The sequence below is a fragment of the Ekhidna sp. genome (assembly GCF_040220215.1).
Lineage (GTDB): Bacteria > Bacteroidota > Bacteroidia > Cytophagales > Cyclobacteriaceae > Ekhidna.
Genome location: NZ_JAVJTR010000016.1, coordinates 846381 through 867546 on the forward strand (window position 1 = coordinate 846381; position 21166 = coordinate 867546).

The 21166-nt window shown below is 39.4% G+C and carries 14 protein-coding genes; 9 read left to right on the top strand and 5 right to left on the bottom strand.

Going from position 1 to position 21166, the window contains the following annotated elements:
* Positions 1-30 precede the first annotated feature (30 nt).
* Positions 31-1209 (top strand): aspartyl protease family protein, encoded by a 1179-nt coding sequence (locus RIC88_RS12610; protein WP_350217891.1) that lies wholly within the window; start codon positions 31-33, stop codon positions 1207-1209.
* 5 nt (positions 1210-1214) lie between these two features.
* Here the strand turns inward: RIC88_RS12610 and RIC88_RS12615 are convergent, their stop codons facing one another.
* The 3 genes from RIC88_RS12615 to RIC88_RS12625 all read right to left on the bottom strand — a co-directional run bounded on the left by RIC88_RS12615 (position 1215) and on the right by RIC88_RS12625 (position 4303).
* Entirely contained in the window at positions 1215-2399 is a 1185-nt protein-coding gene (locus RIC88_RS12615) for an aspartate aminotransferase family protein (protein WP_350217892.1), read from the bottom strand.
* A 75-nt stretch (positions 2400-2474) separates the two neighbouring features.
* Positions 2475-3431: a transketolase family protein gene (locus RIC88_RS12620; RefSeq protein WP_350217893.1), complete on the bottom strand. Its 957-nt coding sequence runs from the start codon at positions 3429-3431 to the stop codon at positions 2475-2477.
* 20 nt (positions 3432-3451) lie between these two features.
* Positions 3452-4303 (bottom strand): transketolase, encoded by an 852-nt coding sequence (locus RIC88_RS12625; protein ID WP_350217894.1) that lies wholly within the window; start codon positions 4301-4303, stop codon positions 3452-3454.
* A gap of 297 nt (positions 4304-4600) precedes the next feature.
* On the opposite strand from RIC88_RS12625, the gene RIC88_RS12630 reads away from it, so the two are divergent.
* From RIC88_RS12630 to RIC88_RS12665, 8 genes are all read left to right on the top strand, one after another.
* On the top strand, positions 4601-5221 hold the full coding sequence (locus tag RIC88_RS12630; RefSeq protein ID WP_350217895.1) for a hypothetical protein: 621 nt from the start codon (positions 4601-4603) through the stop codon (positions 5219-5221).
* A gap of 681 nt (positions 5222-5902) precedes the next feature.
* On the top strand, positions 5903-9121 hold the full coding sequence (locus RIC88_RS12635) for a SusC/RagA family TonB-linked outer membrane protein (RefSeq protein WP_350217896.1): 3219 nt from the start codon (positions 5903-5905) through the stop codon (positions 9119-9121).
* 20 nt (positions 9122-9141) lie between these two features.
* A complete protein-coding gene (locus RIC88_RS12640; protein ID WP_350217897.1) occupies positions 9142-10500 on the top strand; it encodes a SusD/RagB family nutrient-binding outer membrane lipoprotein in 1359 nt (452 codons plus the stop codon).
* Between the two features lie 60 nt (positions 10501-10560).
* The gene (locus RIC88_RS12645; RefSeq protein ID WP_350217898.1) at positions 10561-11202 is read left to right on the top strand and encodes a hypothetical protein; all 642 of its coding nucleotides are present in this window, start codon (positions 10561-10563) and stop codon (positions 11200-11202) included.
* A 1-nt stretch (position 11203) separates the two neighbouring features.
* On the top strand, positions 11204-12553 hold the full coding sequence (locus RIC88_RS12650; RefSeq protein ID WP_350217899.1) for a M28 family peptidase: 1350 nt from the start codon (positions 11204-11206) through the stop codon (positions 12551-12553).
* Between the two features lie 195 nt (positions 12554-12748).
* Complete coding sequence (locus RIC88_RS12655) at positions 12749-15976, top strand: SusC/RagA family TonB-linked outer membrane protein (RefSeq protein ID WP_350217900.1); 3228 nt, start codon at positions 12749-12751, stop codon at positions 15974-15976.
* Between the two features lie 21 nt (positions 15977-15997).
* Positions 15998-17383, top strand: a complete 1386-nt coding sequence (locus RIC88_RS12660; RefSeq protein ID WP_350217901.1) for a SusD/RagB family nutrient-binding outer membrane lipoprotein — start codon at positions 15998-16000, stop codon at positions 17381-17383.
* A gap of 86 nt (positions 17384-17469) precedes the next feature.
* On the top strand, positions 17470-18882 hold the full coding sequence (locus RIC88_RS12665) for a hypothetical protein (protein WP_350217902.1): 1413 nt from the start codon (positions 17470-17472) through the stop codon (positions 18880-18882).
* A 2-nt stretch (positions 18883-18884) separates the two neighbouring features.
* Here RIC88_RS12665 and bcp read toward each other — a convergent pair whose 3' ends face one another.
* Positions 18885-19337, bottom strand: a complete 453-nt coding sequence (bcp, locus tag RIC88_RS12670) for a thioredoxin-dependent thiol peroxidase (RefSeq protein WP_502880003.1) — start codon at positions 19335-19337, stop codon at positions 18885-18887.
* Entirely contained in the window at positions 19334-21166 is a 1833-nt protein-coding gene (locus RIC88_RS12675; RefSeq protein ID WP_350217903.1) for a M23 family metallopeptidase, read from the bottom strand. Before RIC88_RS12675 ends, bcp begins: the two co-directional genes overlap by 4 nt.

Genomic DNA, 21166 nt, shown 5'->3' on the forward strand with positions numbered 1-21166 from the left:
TGACTTGAAATTAATTAGACTCCTTTCACAATGAAAAAATTTCTTTTTATCGTATTTATTATCTCACTCGTTTTCGCTCAAAGCCAGACTCCCATTACAACTACGAAAATGCAACTGTTTGGGGATCACATCTTCATCCAATTGAGTGTAGATGGGTCTGAACCACTGGATTTTATTTTTGATACTGGTGATGGACTTCCGGTAATTGATCTGGATGTGGCGATTGAGCTAGGACTTAACCTCCACCATTCTTCAACCAAGACAAGCGCACAAGGGGCTGTGAAAGGAGCACTCATTGATCATAATATCATTACCTTGAATGGAATTGATCTGGAGAAGGACATTCAATTGTATGCTACCAGTTTGCGACACCTGGAAATGAGCATTGGAAAGAATATTGATGGGATTATTGGGTATGATTTGTTGCATCATTTTGTTGTGAGGTTAGATTATGATAATGGGATGTTTGAACTTTATGAGCAAGGTGCTTATGACCATGATGGATCTGGAGAAAGTTTTGAATTTAAGTTAGATAACTACATTCCTCACATTGAAGGAGAAGTGACGCTAAATGATGGAGGAGTTTTGGAAGGGGAATTTTTTATCAATACCGGGGCAGGAACTACTTTGGACTTTAACACCCGATATGCGGATAAAAATGATATTATTGAGCGAACTGGTGAGCACTTCTCATACCCGGTAGCAGGACTAAGTGATGATGAAACAATACATTATGAAGGACGCGTAATGAACTTTGGTTTTGGAAGCTTTGATTTCGAAAAAATGCCTATTGGAATAAGCACTGCCAAACATGGGATTCAAAATAATAAAAAAGTAGCAGGGATTTTGGGCAATAAGGTTTTGAAGCGCTTTAACATCACATTTGACTATTCTAAAAGGAAAATTCACTTTGAAAAGAATCAGGGGTTTGAAGATGCATTTAGTGTAAATGCCAGTGGAATGTACCTTCAACTCAGCAACGATATGAGCAAGGTTTTGGTGCATAGGGTATATGATGCAAGTCCTGCGGAAATTGCTGGTATCAAAACAGATGCTGAAGTAATAAAAGTGAATGGAAAAGCAGTAGAAGAATACACTTTACCTGAACTGAGAAAAATATTGGAGCAAGAAAATGAAGAGGTGGAAATCGTAGTAAACCAAATGGGAGACGAGCAAACCTTTACTCTTGATTTAAAACAATTGATCTAACAACTTCAACCTTCATCAATAGCCTGTAGAATAATTTTGCAGGCTTTTTTTATTTCTTCTTCCGTTATTATCAGTGGTGGGGCTATTCGCATGGAACGGTCGTTGAATAAGAACCAATCAGTAACAACGCCTAATTCGATGGCTTTATCAATGATTGGTTTTAAAACTTCATAGGAATCGAATTCCACCGCCATCATTAATCCTTTACTCCGTATTGCTTTGATTTTTGGATGTTTTAATTCCAGATGAAAGAGTTGTTCTTTTTCTGAAACATCGTTCAATAGATGTTCTTCCTGAATTACGTTCAATGTTGCAAGGGAAGCAGCTGAAGAGACCGGATGGCCACCGAAGGTGGAAATGTGACCCAAAACCGGATTGTTGGTGAAAACATGCATGATTTCTTTGCTTGAGATAAAGCAGCCGATCGGCATGCCGCCACCCATACCTTTGGCACTTACAAGCACGTCTGGTTTAATTTTATAATGCTCAAAAGCCCAGAATTTTCCTGTGCGACCGAATCCACATTGGATTTCATCCAGAACCAGAAGTGTTCCGGTTTCAGTGCATCTTTTCCTCACAGCTTTCCAATATTCAACATCAGCTTGCTGCACGCCGGCTTCTCCCTGAACTGTTTCTACCACAAATGCTGCAGTCTCATTGGTAATCATTGAAAGAGCATCATTATCACCAAATTGGATGTGTGAAATACCCGGAAGAAGTGGTCGATAATTGCGCTTAAACGATTCACTTCCGGTTAAAGACAATGCCCCATGAGAAGAGCCATGATAGGCATCATGACATGCAATTATTTGAGACCTCCCAGTAAATCTCTTCGATAGTTTCATTGCACCCTCAACTGCTTCACTACCTGAATTAACCAGATATACTGAATTAAGATTTTCGGGGAGTGTTTTTGTAAGTGCTTCGGCAAGTTTTACCTGTGGGGATTGCACAAACTCCCCATACACCATTACATGTAGGTGTTTATCTACCTGATCTTTGATGGATTGCACTACTTTGGGATGTCGATGACCGACATTGGAAACCCCAATTCCCGAAATTAAGTCGATGTATTTTTTCCCATTCACATCTGTCATATAGATACCTTCAGCGGATGTCATTTCAAGCATCAATGGTGCTTCTGAGGTTTGGGCTAAGTGATTTAAAAACAGTTGTCTTTGTGAAGGCATGTTGCAAAGATGCATGACAAAAAAAGCCGAGACAATTTATGACCCGGCTTCTATTAAAAAGTGCGTTTTGATATTTTATCCTTTTCTTTTAATTGCTTTTTTCGCTTTTTCAACGATATCGTTTACACTCAAACCATATTTATCAAGCAAATCTGCTGGTTTACCGCTTTCCCCAAACTGGTCATTCACTGCAACAAATTCCTGTGGTACCAGTTGGTTTTTGACAATCGTCTGTGCAATGCTATCACCTAGTCCTCCTGCCATTTGGTGCTCTTCAGCTGAAACCGCACAACCGGTCTTGGCGATTGATTTTAAAATTGCCTGCTCATCCAAAGGTTTAATGGTATGTATATTCACTATCTCAGCCGAAATACCTTCCTGAGCAAGGATGGCTTCCGCTTCTATAGCCCTCCAAACCATGTGCCCGGTAGCAAAAATGGACACATCGGTTCCTTTAATGAGATTAATTGCTTTGCCAATTTCAAATGGTTGTCCATCCATGAACATTGGCCAGCTTGGCCTTCCAAATCTTAGATAAACAGGCCCTTGATGATCTGCGATGGCCATTGTTGCTGCTTTGGTTTGGTGATAATCGCATGGGTTAATCACTGTGAAGTTGGGTAGCATTTTAGTCATCCCTATATCTTCCAACACTTGATGGGTCGCTCCATCTTCACCTAAAGTCAGGCCGGCATGCGACGCACATACCTTCACATTTTTCTCTGAATAAGCAATGGATTGTCTCAGTTGGTCATAAACTCTGCTGGTTGAGAAGTTGGCAAACGTTCCGGTGAAAGGAATCTTTCCGGCTGTTGCCAGTCCGGCGGCAATCCCCATCATGTTGGCTTCTGCAATGCCTACCTGAAAGAAACGTTCAGGAAACTCTTTTTGAAATGCATTCATTTTAAGTGACCCGGTTAGGTCTGCACAAAGGCCAACAATATTTGGGTTTTTCTTCGCAGCTTCTAAAAGGCCATCTCCAAATCCAGAACGAGTGTCTTTTTTGTCGGTATAAGTAAGTTTAGTTTTCATTAACGTTTGTCTGATCTGGTTTAGTAATCTCCTAAAGTTTCTTTTAGTTGGCTCAGGGCGTCAGCAAGCTGTTCATCATTTGGCGCAACTCCGTGCCATTTATGAGTACCTTCCATGAAATCAACGCCTTTACCCATCTCGGTGGTCATTAGTATGATTACGGGCTTGCCGTTACCAGAATTTGATCTTGCTTCTTCCAATGTTTTAATGAGTTCTTCGAGATTGTTACCATCACATGCTAAAACCATCCACCCAAAAGATTCATATTTAGCCCTCAAATTTCCCAAAGAGTTTATGTCTTCGATTGGGCCGTCAATTTGCTGGCCATTGCAATCGATGGTAGCAATTAGGTTATCTACCTTATTGTGCGCTGCAAACATGGCCGCTTCCCAAATTTGTCCTTCTTGCTGCTCACCATCACCCATTAAGACAAAGACATTTCGGTCGTCACCATTTAGTTTTTTTGCCAATGCCACTCCAATAGCAGCGGATAGCCCTTGACCAAGGGATCCGGAGGCAATCCTTATTCCGGGTAGCCCTTCTTCAGTGGCCGGGTGCCCTTGTAGACGGGAACCAATTTTTCTAAAAGTAGCTAGCTCTGACACATCAAAAAAGCCTGCATGAGCCAATGTGCTGTAAAAAACAGGAGAAATATGACCATTTGACAGGAAAAACACATCTTCATTCTTTCCCTCCATGTTAAATGAAGGGTCATATTTCATGATGTGATTATAAAGAGCGACGAAATATTCGGTACACCCAAGAGAGCCACCCGGATGTCCCGAATTTACAGCGTGCACCATTCGGACGATATCACGCCTCACTTGTGAACAGATTTTTTTGAGATTTTCCAGGTTAGGGGAATTTGGCATACGGAAGATTTTTTTAAAGCTGCAAATGTAATGTTTGCGAAAGAATTCATTGCATCAAGAAGGTCAGAGATCAAACACAGCACTGGATGTGGGACTATAAGAATGTCAGGCCAAATGATCTTTAGACAATAAACTGCGTGTCTTATTCAATAAGTAGCGCGGGGAAGGAGCCTGCCAAGCTTTAAGATGGACGAGCAATTAAAGGAAGGAACTACCTTTACTACTGCTTCGATCAGGGGAGTCTTACATTTACTATTAATATTTTACCTGAATTTTGTATTGATTTAAAGACCCTAAATGAAAAAATTACTTCTACTGTTTTTGTTCTTTGGTTTGTTTTCTTGTATGGAAAGCGACAGAGAGCAATATGGGCCTGACCTGTCCGAAAAGTATAAGGGGCAGGATATTGCAACGGATGCAAATGGAGTACAATATCCAGATCTAGACCCGAGAAGGATATACTGTTCTGGGGGTTGGGGATCTAAGTTTTGTCGATTTTTACGCAAGTATGATGGGACCATCTGGGCAGATTCGGAGAATTATTATAGCGAGTTTTCAGACATAAAATTTTCAAACTTTTTTAGCACTGAATATTTTATATCCTTCTTCAATATAGATAGTGTTACTTCATATTGTGACGGATGGAAATTAAGTGAAACAACATACGATGGAAAAAAATGGAAGGTAGAAATCAAACAAGATCAGTGGGATATTCTGTCGTTTGACTATTATTATTATGGCTCTAGTAAAGAAGTTCAATATGTTAAAAGTTATACCTATGAAGTAATTGATGGCTTACTTCATTTTTCAAGTCCTGACGGTGAAACATTCATTTTCCATCCTTCTGAAAAAAATTACTCAAAAGATTTACTTGAAACAGGCAAAATAATTGAATTAGAAGGATGTATGTTCTTCTAATTTCCCTACTGTAATGGCTCATAATCTTATGACACACAGTTTGGACTTTAGGAATTATCTAAGCTAATGGTTTAATTAGTAGTTTGTGATATTAGAATTGCGAAAGGAGCCTGCCAGGCTTTATGAAGGACGAGTAATTAAAAGAAGAAACTATATTTTTTTATTACTGCTTCGGATTAGGGGAGCCTTACAGATAGTATCAAATACGGAAATGCAATAGAGTGAATTTTGATTATGCGGCTAAGTTAACGGCCGTAAATGCAATAAGGCTGCATGAACTGACTTATCCTCATCTGTTTTAAAGGTGAAGGGAAGTTCATGTTTCATAATGTAATTGTAAAGCTCTACGAAATATTCGGTTCAACCAAGTGCCCCCCTGAATGTCCCGAATTTAGGATATGTACCATCCGGACTCTATCACGTCACACTTTGGAGCAGATTTTTTTAAGATTTTCCAGGTTTGGGGATTTTACCATGAGAGCTTTTTTAAAGCTACAAATGTAACCGGATAGTGGAAATTATTAGTTCGTTTAAGAGGTTTATACGCTATTCAAGTTGATAATCTTGGTATAGATGGTGAAATAAAGTTTAATGGAAAGAAAGATTTCTTTGATTAAAGGGATGATTTAATATAAATTTAATCTTTTTAGAAACTTAAATTTTAACCAAACAAAGTAAAGTATGAAGAGGATTTTACTACTTACTACTTTGTTCTTTATGGCTATCTCATGTTTGATAGCTCAAAGAACAGTTTCGGGTAAGGTCACCGATGATTCGGGTGAAGCGTTACCTGGAGTGAATGTTGTGATTAAAGGCACAACAACTGGTGTTACAACAGATTTGGATGGAAATTATCGAATTTCCGTCGAAGATGGTGCAACACTTATTTTTTCTTATGTAGGATTTGAAGCACGGGAAGTTTCTGTCGGTTCGAGAACTACAATAGATTTAGAAATGAGCGGTGCAACAGAACTACAAGAAGTAGTTGTGACTGCCCTGGGTATCTCCAAGAAAAAAGACAATGACATTAGTTCAGCAAGTATTGTGAAAACTGATGCTGTTGAAAGATCTGGAGAGGCTGGGCTGATTCAAGGCCTTGCTGGAAAATCATCAGGTGTATTAATTACGCAAAATACTGGTGATCCGGGAGCAGGTGCTTGGATTCAAATTAGAGGCCAAAACACTATTAATGGATCTACTGGTCCTTTAATTATTGTTGATGGCGTTCCAATGTCAAACAGCTCATATGGCGGTAATACTGCTGGAGTTGTTCAGCAATCTCGTTTGAATGACCTTGCAGCTTCTGACATTGAAAGTATGACTGTATTGAAAGGTGCAGCTGCCGCAGCAGTTTGGGGCACAGCCGCAGCAAATGGTGTTCTTGTAATCAAAACAAAGAAAGGACGTGTAGACGGAGGAAACTTTGCGGTTGATTTTGATGCTTCTTGGTCAATTGATAAGATTAGTAGAGAGCATGAAAAGCAAGGTCTTTATGGTCAAGGTGCTGGCGGAGTATGGAGTGATGGAGCCTCTGGACTATCATGGGGTGATAAAATCGCAGATAGAGCAGGAGGTGCAGACGCAGTAAATACTACTGGGGCTTATTTTGTTGGTGACCAAACAGGAACGACCTATTATCCCATTACTACTAAAAACTCTCGAGAAGTTTACAACGATGTAAATAGAAATCAGGTTTTGAGAGATGGTTCTACAGCTAATTATTCCTTAGGAGTAAGCTATGTAGGTTCAGATCAAAGCAATACTTATTTTGGTATTAATAGATTGGATCAAAAAGGGATAATCAACGGACTATCCGATTACACCAGAAATTCATTGCGCTTGAATCATTCAAGACAATTCAGTGATCGGGTAAGTGGAAGAATTAATGCTTCTTATGTAAATACTGAATCTAATAGAATTCAAACAGGTTCTAACCTGAATGGATTATACCTTGGTTATTTAAGAACTGCTCCGGATTTTAATAATACGGATTATAGTGGTACTTATTACACCGGTCCAAATGATGCCGTTGGGGTACCTAGAAGTCATAGATCTTATAGGTCCAGACAAATTGGACAAGGGGCTGCTATCTATAACAACCCTGGATGGACAATCAATAATAACCTTAACCCGAACAGAACTGACCGAGTAATTTTTACTCCGGAGATGAATGTTAAGATATTGGATAATATGTCAATTACAGCAAGGTATGGTGTTGATTTCTGGTTTGATAAAAGAAGAACTTACTATCAAGTAAATTCTGCCGGTGATTTTACCAGAGGAGGTTACTACAGGGATGATAGAAATGAGAAAACGGAGAACTTTAACATTTTCTTAAGTGGCGATAATGAGCTGGGATCATCAGTATCTTTCAATTGGATTGCTGGCTATATGGTTGAGTCAACAAGTTACGGAAGGTTAAGTACTTCAACGAATGTATTCTTGAATACAGATCCTAGCAAGCAACTTATAACAAACGCTACAAATGACAATATTCTTGGGGAAGAGTATAATAGCTTAAACAAGAAAAATGCTGGATACTATACAATGAACTTCACAATAGCTGAAGATTTATTGTTAGAAACAACCGGAAGATTGGAAAGAAGTACCACACTTACAGACATCAACTTCTACCCAAGTGTTTCTGCTGGATATATTCTTACCAATAAGCTTTTGGGTAATGATGGTTTCTTATCATTTGCAAAACTAAGAGCTAACTGGGGACAGGTAGGTATTGAGCCTCAGCTATATATCAACCGGGACATATTCTTTTCATCAACTGCTGGTTCAGAAGGATGGGGGGATTATCTAGATGGTGCAAACTACGGAGGTACAGTTAGAAGAGGTGCTGTTCAGGGTAATCCAAATCTTACAAGAGAAACTGTAACTGAGTGGGAAGTTGGAACAGATTTCAGAGTATTAAATGACAAGTTAAGTGTTGGATTTACTTACTATGATAGGGTAACCACTGATGCGATCATGGAAATCGAAACTCCTGCTAGTTCTGGTTATTCTTCTGCATGGCAAAATGCTGCTGAGATCAGTAATAAAGGAATCGAAATCGATTGGAATTATAACTACGTTACCGGAAATGGTTTGGATATTAATGTGTTCGGAACGTTTACCCGTTATAAAAACATCGTAGAGAAGCTTCCGAATGTTAGTAGAATTATCCTGAATGGATTTACAAGCACTTCTTCATCAGTCGTTGAAGGTGCTCCATTTGGCGCAATTTATGGAGGTAGATATGCTAGAAATGCAGATGGATCAATAGAGACAGATGCATCCGGATTCCCGGTAATTGACGATGAGCAAGGTGTAATTGGTGATCCTAACCCTGATTGGAGAGGCTCATTAGGAGCATCTGCTGCATATAAAGGATTGAAATTCTCATTTATGTTTGAAACAAGTCAAGGTAATGATATGTGGGCTGGTACATGGGGCGTTCTTCACTACTTTGGAATTGCTCCAGAGACAGCTGTTGAGTCCGTTGCTCCGGTTGAACTTCCAACTTACACAGGAGGTACAATAGCTCAAGGTGCTACATTTAGAGGAAGCGTTGGTGACTTTGGTGGCGGACCTGTTGCCTTGGAAGAAGGATGGTATAGAACTGACGGTGGTGGGTTTGGATCACTTGATGAGCAATTCGTTAGAGATGCATCTTGGACGAAACTTAGAGAGGTTAGCCTTTCGTACATGCTTCCTTCAAACATAGCTGGTAAGCTTGGAATGCAAGAGATAGAGGTTGGCGTTTCTGGACGTAACCTGATTATTATCACAGACTTCCCAGGAATTGATCCTGAAGTTAACTTGACTGGGGCTTCTAGAGGTAGAGGGTTGGATTACTTCACGAATCCTGCAACTCAAAGCTATTTGTTTAACCTAAGAGCTCGATTCTAAAAGATTAAATGACATTAGATATGAAAAGAATTATATATTCATTTATAATACTTCTTATGATTGGTTTTCAATCATGTGAAGATGTTGTTGAGGGTCTGAATAATGATCCCAATAACTTTACAGATGCGCCACTTAACCTTGTTTTGAATCACGCGAACTTGAATGTGGTAGCAATTGCAGAAGCACATCCGACTAGGTTAGCAACAATGTTTACGGATCAGTTTGGTGGTTTTGACCGCCAATATGGAACACTTAACATTTATAGTACTTTGCAGACGGATTATGATGAGATTTGGGAAGATCTTTTTCAAAGAGGAATTTCTCAGGCACAGATTGCAAAGCAAAAAGCACAAGATCTCGGAAATGCTCAATTAGAAGGACAAGCTCAAATACTTGAAGCTTACTTTTTTGGTGAAGCCGCATTGCTATTTGGGGATATTCCTTTTAGTCAGGTAAATAATCCTGACTTCCTTGATCCTGAATTTGAAAGCCAAGTGACAGTATTGAACTCAGTTGTGTCATTGTTGCAGGAAGGGGCCACTCTAGCTGGTACTTCTTCTGCGGATAACAATGTTTTTAATACTTCGTCAAGCTGGGCTCAAATTGCTAATGCACTAAGAGCTAGGTATTTACTTGCTTTGGGTAATAATGCAGACGCTTTGAGTGCAGCTCAGGCTGCTAACTTTACTTCAAAAGCAAATGACTGGGAGATCGTTCATACAACCACGAACTATGCTGAAAACTTATTTTATCAGTTCCAGGTAGAGCAAAGGCAAGATTACCTGAAAGTTCTAGGCTCATTGGATTTTAGTTATATGTCCAAATTATTGAATAGCACAGCTGCTGAATATAAGGGCAATTCTAAAACAGATGAAAGTGGCAGATATGCATATTATGTTGCTACTAATGGTGAAGATTTGAATACTTCTTTAGGTGGATTTGCTGGTATTGATACTAATTTCCCAGTAGTTTCCTATGAAGAGGTGCAATTGATCATTGCTGAAACCTCAATTGGTTCAAATAACACTGCTGCACTTAATGCACTTAATGCAGTAAGAGCTAGTCATGCTGCAATGTTTTCATCTCAATATGACGCATATGTTATTGCTGATTTCCAACCGGGTGGTGAATTATATGATGGATCATCCACTAATAGTTCTTTGATGATGGAAATCATGCTAGAGAAATATTGCTCTGTAATTGGATTACCAACTTATAGTGATGTTAGAAGAACGGATAATATGATTAATGTTCCGATTAAGGGTACAGGTACTACTGTGATACCGCAGAGATTCCTATATCCACAGACTGAATCTGCATCAAATGAAAACTTTCCTGGGGTGGTTGATCAATATACACCAACTCCTGTGAATCAATAATACAATTGAAAGATTATAAAAAAAGGTCACTCATTGAGTGGCCTTTTTTATTTTTGAGCTATGCGCAAGTTAATTTTAATATGCTCAGTTTTTGCGAGTTTTTCATCTCTTAGTCAAGAACCTGAGATAAGTTTGTCTGGATTAGGAATTAGGCCTATTTCATCTATTCACCTGGATGATGGCAACTCAATGGTAATAGGAAGTGCATTCCTCTCCGATGAGTGGAATGACATGCAAATAAAAATGATTGGTCTCGATAAAATTCATCAATATCCATCAAAAATAAACTTGAAGTTAGATTTGATTCATGTGAAAATACGCGGGCAGGAATATGCAATTAAGCCTTCTAATATTGACTATTTACTAGACACCATAAACACTAGAAAATTTATTTATGAACAGGGAATTAAATCCTTGGTTGAGGTGATTTATAGCGCTGATAGCACTTTCCTCTTCAAACAATTTCTTTTAAAGCTTAAAAAAGGAAATTATAATCCTGCACTTGATGCAGGTGAGAAATATGATGAATTGATTCAGGAATCAGTTTATTTTGTTTCCATTGATGGGAATTTGCACGAGTTGAAGAACAAGAAGGGATTGAATAAGTTTCTTAAAGAGCAGGGTTTTAATGTCAAAAATTCTTCAATCCCTGATAAGAACAATGAAAAACAACTGATTAATCTCCTATCAAACCTAAAATAATATGAAGAACCTAATTATTAAGATAATATTTCTTTTTGGGATAATTTCATTATACGCACAGAATGATAATATGATAAGTCCCTATGAGATTATCAGTGATGTTTCAGCAGATCGGATAGAAAAGGACATCAGAAAACTGGTGTCGTTTGGAACAAGGCATACCATGTCAGAAACTGAGTCAGATACAAGGGGAATAGGAGCGGCAAGACGATGGATTCAAGAAGAATTCGAGCGTATAAGTAGTGAATGTGGTGGCTGCCTTGAGGTTTCTATTCAGAGAACACTGGAAAAAGGAAGCGAGAAAACACGAATTACAAAGGATACTGAGATTGTAAACGTGATGGCGGTGATTCGGGGGACTCAATATCCTAATCGATATGTTATCATGTCAGGTGATATTGATAGTAGAATTTCCGACCCGCTTAATTATACGGACGATTCCCCAGGGGCGAATGATAATGCTTCCGGCATGGCTGGTGTAATTGAAACTGCCAGAGTGCTCTCAAAGTACAAATTTGAAAGCTCGATTTTGCTGGTTGGCTTGTCTGGAGAGGAGCAAGGGCTTTACGGGGGGAAGCATTTGGCAGCCAAGGCAACTGAAGAAGGATGGGATATTGTAGGTGTGCTAAATAATGATATGATCGGGAATATTGAAGGAGTGGATGGAGTTATTGATAATCGTTCATTCAGGATATTTTCTGAACCAACAAACCCCATGGATAGTGATTTCGAGCAGCGAATGAGACGATATTATGGTGGGGAAGTCGATGGAATTTCAAGGCAACTGGCCAGATATGTTTACAAGATGACCAAAACCTATATGCCGGAAATGAATCCGATGATGATCTATCGGCTGGATCGGTTTGGGCGTGGTGGGCACCACCGACCATTTAATGATGCCGGATTTGCCGGAGTTCGGATTATGGAGGCTCATGAAAATTATACGCAGCAGCATCAGGACATTCGGGAAGAGGATGGAATAAAATATGGTGATGTAATAGAGCATGTGAATTTTGATTATGCAGCTAAGCTAACTGCAGTAAATGCAATCACTTTGGCAGCTTTAGCTTCAGCTCCTCCACAGCCTCAAAATGTGGCTATTAGTGGTGCTGTTCAACCTTCAACCACACTTTATTGGGACTCAGTTGATGATGAAAACCTTGCAGGATATAAGGTGTATTTTAGGGAAACTACTTCTCCTACCTGGGATATGTTTTATCAAGTGGATAAAGAAAAAACCGAATTCACCTTGAATGGTATAGTAATTGATAATTACTTTTTTGGTGTTTCCGCAGTTGGAAAGGATGGAAACGAAAGTCTGGTGGTGTTTCCCAGTGAAGTGAAAAGATAATTGACGATTGGTAGATTTGCTAAACCACATCCCATACAATAGCTAGTAGGATAATATTTAAGGTTTCATAAACGGTTATTTTGACCCTCTCACGGTTAATTAGAAAAAGGTTGCATTTTGTGTGCAGCCTTTTTTTACAATTAATTGGTAAGCCAGTACGCTAAAATTATAAGCTTATTCAATTAAATAAAGTTTATGAAAAAAGCTTACTTAGTATTAATGGCATGTCTTTTTGTGGCCACAAGCATTATGGCTCAAAGGACAGTGACAGGTAAAGTCACCGATGATGTCGGTGAAGGTATACCTGGTGCGACAGTTCTCGTAAAGGGAACTACTAACGGTGTAGTTACCGACATAGATGGTAATTACAGTTTGACCGTATCTAATGATGATATCATCGTTATATCATTTGTAGGATTTGTAACACAGGAGATTTCTGTAGGGACACGAACAGTTATTGATGTTTCTTTAGGTTCAAACCTTACCGAACTTCAGGAAGTTGTGGTTACAGCAATTGGACTTACAGCTCAGAAGAGAGACCTGGGATACTCTATCCAAGAAGTCGGAGGTCAAGAGGTTGATCGTGCTAATGAGGTAAACTTAGTGGCTTCCTTAGCAGGAAAAGCTGCGGGAGTCCAGGTAACAAGTTCCGGTGGTACTGCCGGTGCAGCGGCTCAGATTAGAATTCGTGGTAATTCAACAATACAGGGATCTAATTCTCCATTATTTGTGGTAGACGGTATTCCAATTGATAATAGCACATTTACCACGGCAGATTCACCGGAAGATGCAATCTCAGATTTAGGTTCAGGGGGAGTGAACAACTCCAATAGAGCAATTGATATTAACCCAAATGATATTGCAAGTTTAACGGTATTAAAAGGGCCTGCGGCTACTGCACTTTATGGTGTAAGAGCCGGTAATGGTGCAATCCTTATTACAACTAAAAAAGGTAAGAAAGGGGCGGCAAAAATTAGCTATTCATTCGGAATGACCTTTGATAAGGTAAATAAGCTTCCTGACTTACAAACAACCTATGCGCAGGGTAATCCGGTCGCCGGTGTTCCAACCTTTCAGGGCCCTATGACAGGCTCCTTTACTGGTAATAGCTGGGGGCCGAGAATTGATGATTTGAGGTATGCCAATGAGCCTTCTATTTGGGATCCAAATGGTCTAATTGTACATTCATCAGACCCTAGAGCTACCAATAGAGTGGCAAAATCCTACAACAATACAGAGGCGTTCTTTGAAACAGGCGTTACAGCGAATCATTATATAAGTGCCAGTGGAGGTACTGATAATACCAGCTATTACCTTTCAGTTGGCTATTTAACACAAGAAGGTATTATTCCTAATAATACATTTGAGAGAACCTCGGTAAAAGCAACAATATCCTCTGATTTAACTGATAAATTGAAGGCTACATTTTCTTCAAACTTCATCAATAGCGGTGGTATAAAAGTTCAGAATGGATCCAATACTTCAGGTGTAATGCTTGGTTTGTTAAGAACTACACCATCTTTTGATAACAGGGGAGGAGTGGATCCTGCGAAGGATCCATCAGGATACCAATTTGAAGATGGAACACCAAGAGCCTATAGAGGTCAAATAGGTGGTGGTGCTATTTATGACAACCCTTACTGGACTGTCTATAAAAACTTCATGAATGATAATGTGAATAGGATGATAGGATATGGACAATTAAGCTATGAGTTTACAGATTGGTTTACATTAAATTCAAGAGTAGGAATTGATCAATATTCTGATTTAAGAAAATTTAGAAATGATATTGGTTCCGGTTCTTTTGGTGTTGGTCAGGTGATAAATCAAGCCATAACTAATACAGATCTTAATGTGGATGTTTATGGAACCTTCCAGAAGGAGTTAAGCTCCAATATTTTCGTAAATGGTACTTTCGGATGGAACTACTATGATAAAAAAGTAGAGAATAGAAGAGAGGATGGTCAGGGATTGGCCTCCAGAGGTTTTTTTAACGCCGCAAGTGCACAAAGCTTTAGCGTTGTAGAAAGACCAACAGCTAAGCAACTTTATGGTGTTTATGGAGATGTAAGGATTTCCTATCAGGAAATGCTTTATTTGAACATTACAGGAAGGAATGACTGGTCATCTACTTTAGGAGCATCAAATAATTCCTTCTTCTATCCGGCAGTTGCAGTAGGGTGGGCTTTTACCGAGAATATTGATTTAGGTAGTGCACTTCCTTATGGAAAACTGAGAGCATCATGGGGTAAAGTTGGAAATGACGCGCCATTCGGAAACACAAATGTAACTTTCACGCAAGCGAGAGTAAGAGATGGATGGACTACTCCAAACGGAGTTTTATTCCCAGCCCTGGGAACCAATGCATTTATTCCAAATAACGTTTTAGGAAATCCTGAATTAGGGCCTGAATTCACTACAACAGTTGAAGTGGGTGCTGATTTAAAATTTTTGAATGGTAGAATAACCACTGATGTCACCTTATATAGAGCTTTGACAGAGGACGCGATTATTAGTGTAGATCTTCCTTTCACCACTGGATTTGCTCAGACGGTAATCAACGCTGGTGAAATTGAAAATAGAGGTATTGAAGCGGTTATTACCGGAAGTGTGATTAGAACGGGTGATTTTGATTATGAAATCGGATTCATTTTTAACAAGTATGAGTCTATCGTAAACGAAATAGCCCCGGGACTTGATGTAATCACGATCGATCCATTCGGTACACAGCGTATACAGAAAGGTGAGCCTTACGGAATTTTCTTTGGGTCAAGATTTCTAAGAGATGATCAGGGAAGAATGGTTATAGACCAAAATACTGGAATGCCGCTGCAAAATCCGGTTGATGGAAAAGTGGGAAACCCGAACCCTGATTTCACACTTGGTTTTAGAAACACCTTTAGCTATAAAAACTTTGAGGTTTCTATGTTATTTGATTTCAGAAGTGGAGGAGATGTGTATAATGGTACATCTGGTGTACTCAATGGTTTTGGTGTAGGTGCTGAAACACTGGATAGAAATGAAAGAGTGGTTTTCCCTGGAGTTGCAGCGGATGCTAATGGAAATCCTACGGAGACCATAAATACAGTAGAGGTTGTGAAAGGAGGAACTGATGGAGGTACCAATTACTACCAAAACTATGGTTTTGTTAATCTAACAGAGTTGACTGTTCAGGATGCTTCCTGGATTCGGTTAAGAGATGTTAACATTTCATATAACCTACCTCAATCACTTGTAGATGGACTTCCATTTTCGGCGGTTTCTATCAACGCCAATGCGAGAAATGTATTCTTGATTACTGATTACACGGGCATTGATCCAGAAACGAATCTAACCGGATCTGCAAGCAATGTATTTGGGTATGATTATTTCAACAATCCGAATACAAAGAGTTATGGGTTTAAGATCAACCTTACCCTATAATTAATCTAAAAAGATAATAACATGAAAATTAAAGCAATATCTATATTGACATGTCTGATTCTAGTCGCAACTTCTTGTGATTTTGATGAAGATATTAACGTAAGCCCGGCAACCCCAGGTGATGTATCAGCACAGGCAATTGTGCCAGCTGCACAAGCCGGAATGGCATGGGTTGTTGGAGGAGAATTGGTTCGGCTGAGCGGTCTTTTTACCCAACAATTTGTTGGCATAAATGCTCAACAAGCCGATAATTATCGATACTTGTGGGTGCCTGCCGATGGTGATGGTATTTTCTTTAGAATGTACGTTTCAACTTTGCAGCCTCTGGTCGTAATTGATGAAAAAGCTACAGCTGAAGAATCAAATCATACTGCAGCAATGGCAAAAATTCTAATTGCTCATGGAATTGGCTCTATGACTGATTTGTATGGCGACATACCATACACTACTGCATTTGGTGCTAGAAGTGGACAGTTGCAGCCAACATATGATACTCAGGAATCGATTTATACAGCTATACATAGTTTGTTGGATGAGGCCATTGCATTGCTGAATGGTCCTGCAGGAGCAGGCCCAGCCTTAGGTGGTGATGATTTGATTTATGGTGGAAACACTGCAAGATGGATTGCAGCTGCTCATTCTTTAAAGGCAAAATATTACATGAGGCTTACCAAAATTAGCCCTACAGCGTATGCAGATGCAGAAGCTGAATTGGCCAACGCTATTTCAGCAACTGCAGGTGATCTTCAATTATCATTTGGTACTTCTCCAAATGAGTCAAATCCGGCATATCAGTTTTCACAAGATAGAGGGGGTAATATTAATATCGATCCTTTCTTCTTTGGCATGCTGAATACATTAAATGATCCAAGAAGATCAGCCTTATTTCTTGCTGATGCTACCACTCCGTCGGGCTATTCTACGACGTTCGATGCAGGTACATATTATACCAATATTAATGCACCGGTAGTGATGACAAGTTATACTGAAATGAAGTTCATTGAGGCTGAAATTGAGCTAATGGAAAACAATGATATTCCTGCGGCTGAGGCTGCCTTGGCTGAAGCTATAGGAGCATCCATTGCTAAATTGACTGGTGGTTCCGATGCAGCCTATGTTGCAGCTAATTCTGCGCTAGCTGGATTGGCTGATAATGCTGCGAGATTGGAGCAAATCATTACTCAGAAGTACATAGCTATGTATTCAAATGGTATTGAGCCATGGACGGATTATAGAAGAACCGGATATCCGAATCTAACTCCGAATCCAAATGGAATCAACTCATTTAACCTGAATGGTGAAATTCCAAGAAGGGTGTCTTATCCTCAGACCGAAATTGATTTGAATAACGCAAATGTTCCTATCAAAGATGGCAATCTACAAACGCCACTATGGTGGGATAATTGATTTTATTAAACCTTATCGAAACCGGGAATCGAAAGATTTCCGGTTTTTTTATAAGTATATAATCATCAATGAATGTTGAATAAATGATGAAGAACTTATTATTTGTTTTCATTTCAGCACTTGGGATTGGTTATTCATTTTCACAGGAAATCCTTCCAAAAGGAGAAGTAATAGAGGAAGTGACATGTGATGAAGATTCTCAGCAGTCATATTCCTTGTATCTGCCAAGCAACTATTCAGAAGATAAAAAGTGGCCGGTCATTTTCGTTTTTGAGCCTGCGGCAAGAGGCCCACTTCCTGTCCGGCAATATGCACCTGTCGCTGAAGAGCTGGGCTATATCATTATCTCATCAAATAATTCAAAAAATGGTGCATGGAATATCGCGTTTGATGCTGCTGAAGCAATGTTTACAGATGCGAAAACGAGGTTTAAAATTGATTCTTCTCGGATTTATACTTCCGGTTTTTCGGGTGGATCCAGAGTGGCGGTCAGCCTTGCGGTAATAAATGATCATATTGATGGGGTTATAGGTTGTGGTGCAGGGCTTCCAAATCTCCCACAATATCGACCAACATCTGCCGACTCTTTTGTGTATGTTGGTTTGGTTGGAAATAAGGACATGAATTATCAGGAGCATTTGGAACTTGAAAAAATGCTGGATGAGCTTGGGATTCTGAATAATAGGATCGTTTTTGATGGCAAGCACCAATGGCCTCCTTCAAGTGTGTTAAGAGAAGCAGTTTATTGGTTGGAATTTCAAGCTTTTAAACAGGGAAAAAAAGTTAGTCAAAATTTTAATTCAGAAACTTTACTTGAACGAGTTGCATTTCGAGGTGATAGCTTGTTGATTAAAGAACGTTTGGTTCAAGCTCTTCATGTATATGAGCAAGCAGTCCAAGACTTTAAAGAAAGTGATAAGGTAGACGATATAAATGATCGATTAGCGGAGGTCAGAGAGGAGAAGAAGTTGAAAAAGTACCTTAGGAGAGATGCCAGATTTAATGAAACTGAGCAAAAATTTCAAATGAAGATACTTAAAGCATTTGCCGAAATATCCCAAACACGGCTCCAGCCAACTTTCGATTCAACGGCTAAAACCAAGTCATGGTGGATGAATACGATTGATTCACTTCAATTAATAAGTAGAAACAAAAACGTCGATAAGAGCAATTCAGCACATCGATTATTGAACCTGATCTGGGCAAAATTTGCCACAGAAAGCTTCACCTATGAAGCTGCTAAAGATTATGAGATGGCCATCTTACTCAGTGAAATCTGGATTCATGCAGACCCTGAAAATGTTTGGGGATTGTGGAGTATGGCCAAATTACAAGCCCAAGTTGGAGATACCGATTTTGCCATGGACTACCTGGAAAAAGCGTACGAAGCAGGAATGAAATTTAAAGCAAGCCTTCGAGTTTCTGAGTTAAACGCGCTCAGAGAGAATCCTCGATTCATTTCACTTGAATCCAAGCTGGAAGTACAAGGTAAACAATAGCACTACTTTAGTATCTGAGCGGTGTGATCTTTGGTTTTCACCTTTTCTATCACCTCTTCGATTTTGCCTGCTTCATCAATGACAAAAGTTGTTCTCACGGTACCCATGTATTCTCGGCCCATAAATTTCTTTAAATCCCACGTCCCATAGGCTTCATGAACTGACTTATCCTCATCCGCGATAAGCGTAAATGGAAGTTCATGTTTAGCAATAAACTTCTGATGTGATTTCTCTCCATCACTGCTTACGCCCAACACTTCATATCCTTGTTTTTGAAGCTCCTTGTAGTTATCACGCAAATTGCAAGACTCAGCTGTACATCCCGGTGTGTTGTCTTTTGGGTAGAAGTATAACACTACTTTTTTACCCTTGTAATCAGAAAGCTTTATTGGATTACCATTCTGGTCCTTACTTTCAAAGTTGGGCGCTTGGTCGCCCGGTTTCAGTGTGATCATAGTTCTTTGGTATAAATGGTTCCGTTATTCGAATTATCAATTACTTCTAATACAAACCTTCCTCTGAATGGAATGTTTTCATTTAGCTTTTGCGACCAAATAAGATTTCGCTTTGGCTCATAGTGCATCAACACAAACTCTCCGTTAATTGTTGCCTTAAAGCTCTTAATGCCTGAAAGATCATCATCAATCCTGAACTTTAGTTGATCTGAATTGGCCATTTTCAAATCAATAGTTGGAGGAATCGTATCTTCTAAAATGGTATACGTGACCAAATCTCTTGTTGAAAAAGTGATGTCACTTGCCTGCCATTCACCTCCCATGTAGTTATATCGTGAACCAAATACAGAATATACCTGAGCTTTTTCCTGATTGTATGATTGCTCTGGTCGCAATGTGATATCGATATTTGATCGGACAGGTTGGGTTGGGTTTTTAAATTCAAACAGCTCTAAATTCTTTGTAGAATCAATTTGTTTTTCAAAAGCCAGATACAGAGTATCAAAGAGTGATCGATGACTAAGATTCAATACAAATTCATTTTGAACATAGCTTATTTTTTGATTCGAAGGGATTAGTCCCACCAGCGAAGTAGCTATCGTTTCACCATCAATAAACAGGCTTTTTGGAGTTCCTTTTCTTAAATCCCAAGTGTAATATTTTTCCTCTTCTTGTTGAGCGTATGGTTGCAACGGAAGCCATTCATCCAACATTACTGATCCTTGCTGGCTTGATTTAAAGTGGAGGTAATTACCAATTTGTTCGGGCTCCCTCAAGCGAGGTGGGTTGATAACTTCATCATTGCTAAGTAAAATTCGCGTAGTAGAAGCGTTTTTGTAGCTATCCTCTGTTTCTATCAAAATCTCTTTTTGTCCGGAAAAATTGATTCCACGATTTACTATCGTGTAAATACTGTGTTCATTCCCATCAGCAAGGTAAAGTTTATTGAACCTCCTGCTTCCCTTTTTGTATGCCGGATAGTTGTAATGAACCAACACATTCCTTTGCTGTCCGAAAGAGAATGCCTCTTTGTATTCAGAAAACAAGGTGTCACCATCCAGGTGAAAGGTTGTTCTGGCAATTCCATTCTTATTTGGGATGCCATCCATGGGATCGTAAGAGTAAATCTCCACCCCAATCTTCCCTTTGAGGTTGATCGGCTCCTTTGTTTGATACCAGCTGTGATTTTTGATAAGATCAAATTCATACCTACCAAAAAATCCATTTACTCTGGCTGTTTCATCCAATGTGACGAAGGCCACTTTTTGAACCACTGGAGGTATGTTATCTCTAATTTCTTTGAACCCCAGCGCCAGCACATCAATGGGTCTGTGATTTGCATCCCTGATTTCAAAATGAAGGTGAGGCCCACTGGAGGAACCAGTATTTCCTGAATATCCAATGATATCACCTCGCTTGTATGCAAATTGGTTGACTTCCGGAAACAGGTCTACTTCAAAAGATTCGTTTTTGTATTGCTGACTAAGTGTCCACTTTGCAATTTTAGGGTCAAATGCCTCTAGATGAGCATACACTGAAAATGTCCCGTTCGGGTGCTTCATGTATAGCGCATAGCCATACCCGGATGCAGAAACCTTGATTCTTGAAATATGACCATCAGCTACTGCATAAACAGGCAGGCCTGTTCTGCCCCCGGTTTTCACATCTATTCCGGTATGAAAATGGGAACTTCTGATTTCACCAACGGTACCGGCCAGGTAATTTTGTTGACCCGGGTTTATCGGAAATTGATATTCAACTCCATTGAAATCCTGTCCGTGAAGATTAAAAAATCCAATTAATAAAATGTATTTGATGCAGTTTCTCAC

Excerpts from the sequence above, each read along its gene's own strand:
- RIC88_RS12610 (WP_350217891.1), top strand. The coding sequence starts at position 31 with ATGAAAAAATTTCTTTTTATCGTATTTATTATCTCACTCGTTTTCGCT.
- RIC88_RS12615 (WP_350217892.1), bottom strand. The coding sequence starts at position 2,399 with ATGCCTTCACAAAGACAACTGTTTTTAAATCACTTAGCCCAAACCTCA.
- RIC88_RS12620 (WP_350217893.1), bottom strand. The coding sequence starts at position 3,431 with ATGAAAACTAAACTTACTTATACCGACAAAAAAGACACTCGTTCTGGA.
- RIC88_RS12625 (WP_350217894.1), bottom strand. The coding sequence starts at position 4,303 with ATGCCAAATTCCCCTAACCTGGAAAATCTCAAAAAAATCTGTTCACAA.
- RIC88_RS12630 (WP_350217895.1), top strand. The coding sequence starts at position 4,601 with ATGAAAAAATTACTTCTACTGTTTTTGTTCTTTGGTTTGTTTTCTTGT.
- RIC88_RS12635 (WP_350217896.1), top strand. The coding sequence starts at position 5,903 with ATGAAGAGGATTTTACTACTTACTACTTTGTTCTTTATGGCTATCTCA.
- RIC88_RS12640 (WP_350217897.1), top strand. The coding sequence starts at position 9,142 with ATGAAAAGAATTATATATTCATTTATAATACTTCTTATGATTGGTTTT.
- RIC88_RS12645 (WP_350217898.1), top strand. The coding sequence starts at position 10,561 with ATGCGCAAGTTAATTTTAATATGCTCAGTTTTTGCGAGTTTTTCATCT.
- RIC88_RS12650 (WP_350217899.1), top strand. The coding sequence starts at position 11,204 with ATGAAGAACCTAATTATTAAGATAATATTTCTTTTTGGGATAATTTCA.
- RIC88_RS12655 (WP_350217900.1), top strand. The coding sequence starts at position 12,749 with ATGAAAAAAGCTTACTTAGTATTAATGGCATGTCTTTTTGTGGCCACA.
- RIC88_RS12660 (WP_350217901.1), top strand. The coding sequence starts at position 15,998 with ATGAAAATTAAAGCAATATCTATATTGACATGTCTGATTCTAGTCGCA.
- RIC88_RS12665 (WP_350217902.1), top strand. The coding sequence starts at position 17,470 with ATGAAGAACTTATTATTTGTTTTCATTTCAGCACTTGGGATTGGTTAT.
- bcp (WP_502880003.1), bottom strand. The coding sequence starts at position 19,337 with ATGATCACACTGAAACCGGGCGACCAAGCGCCCAACTTTGAAAGTAAG.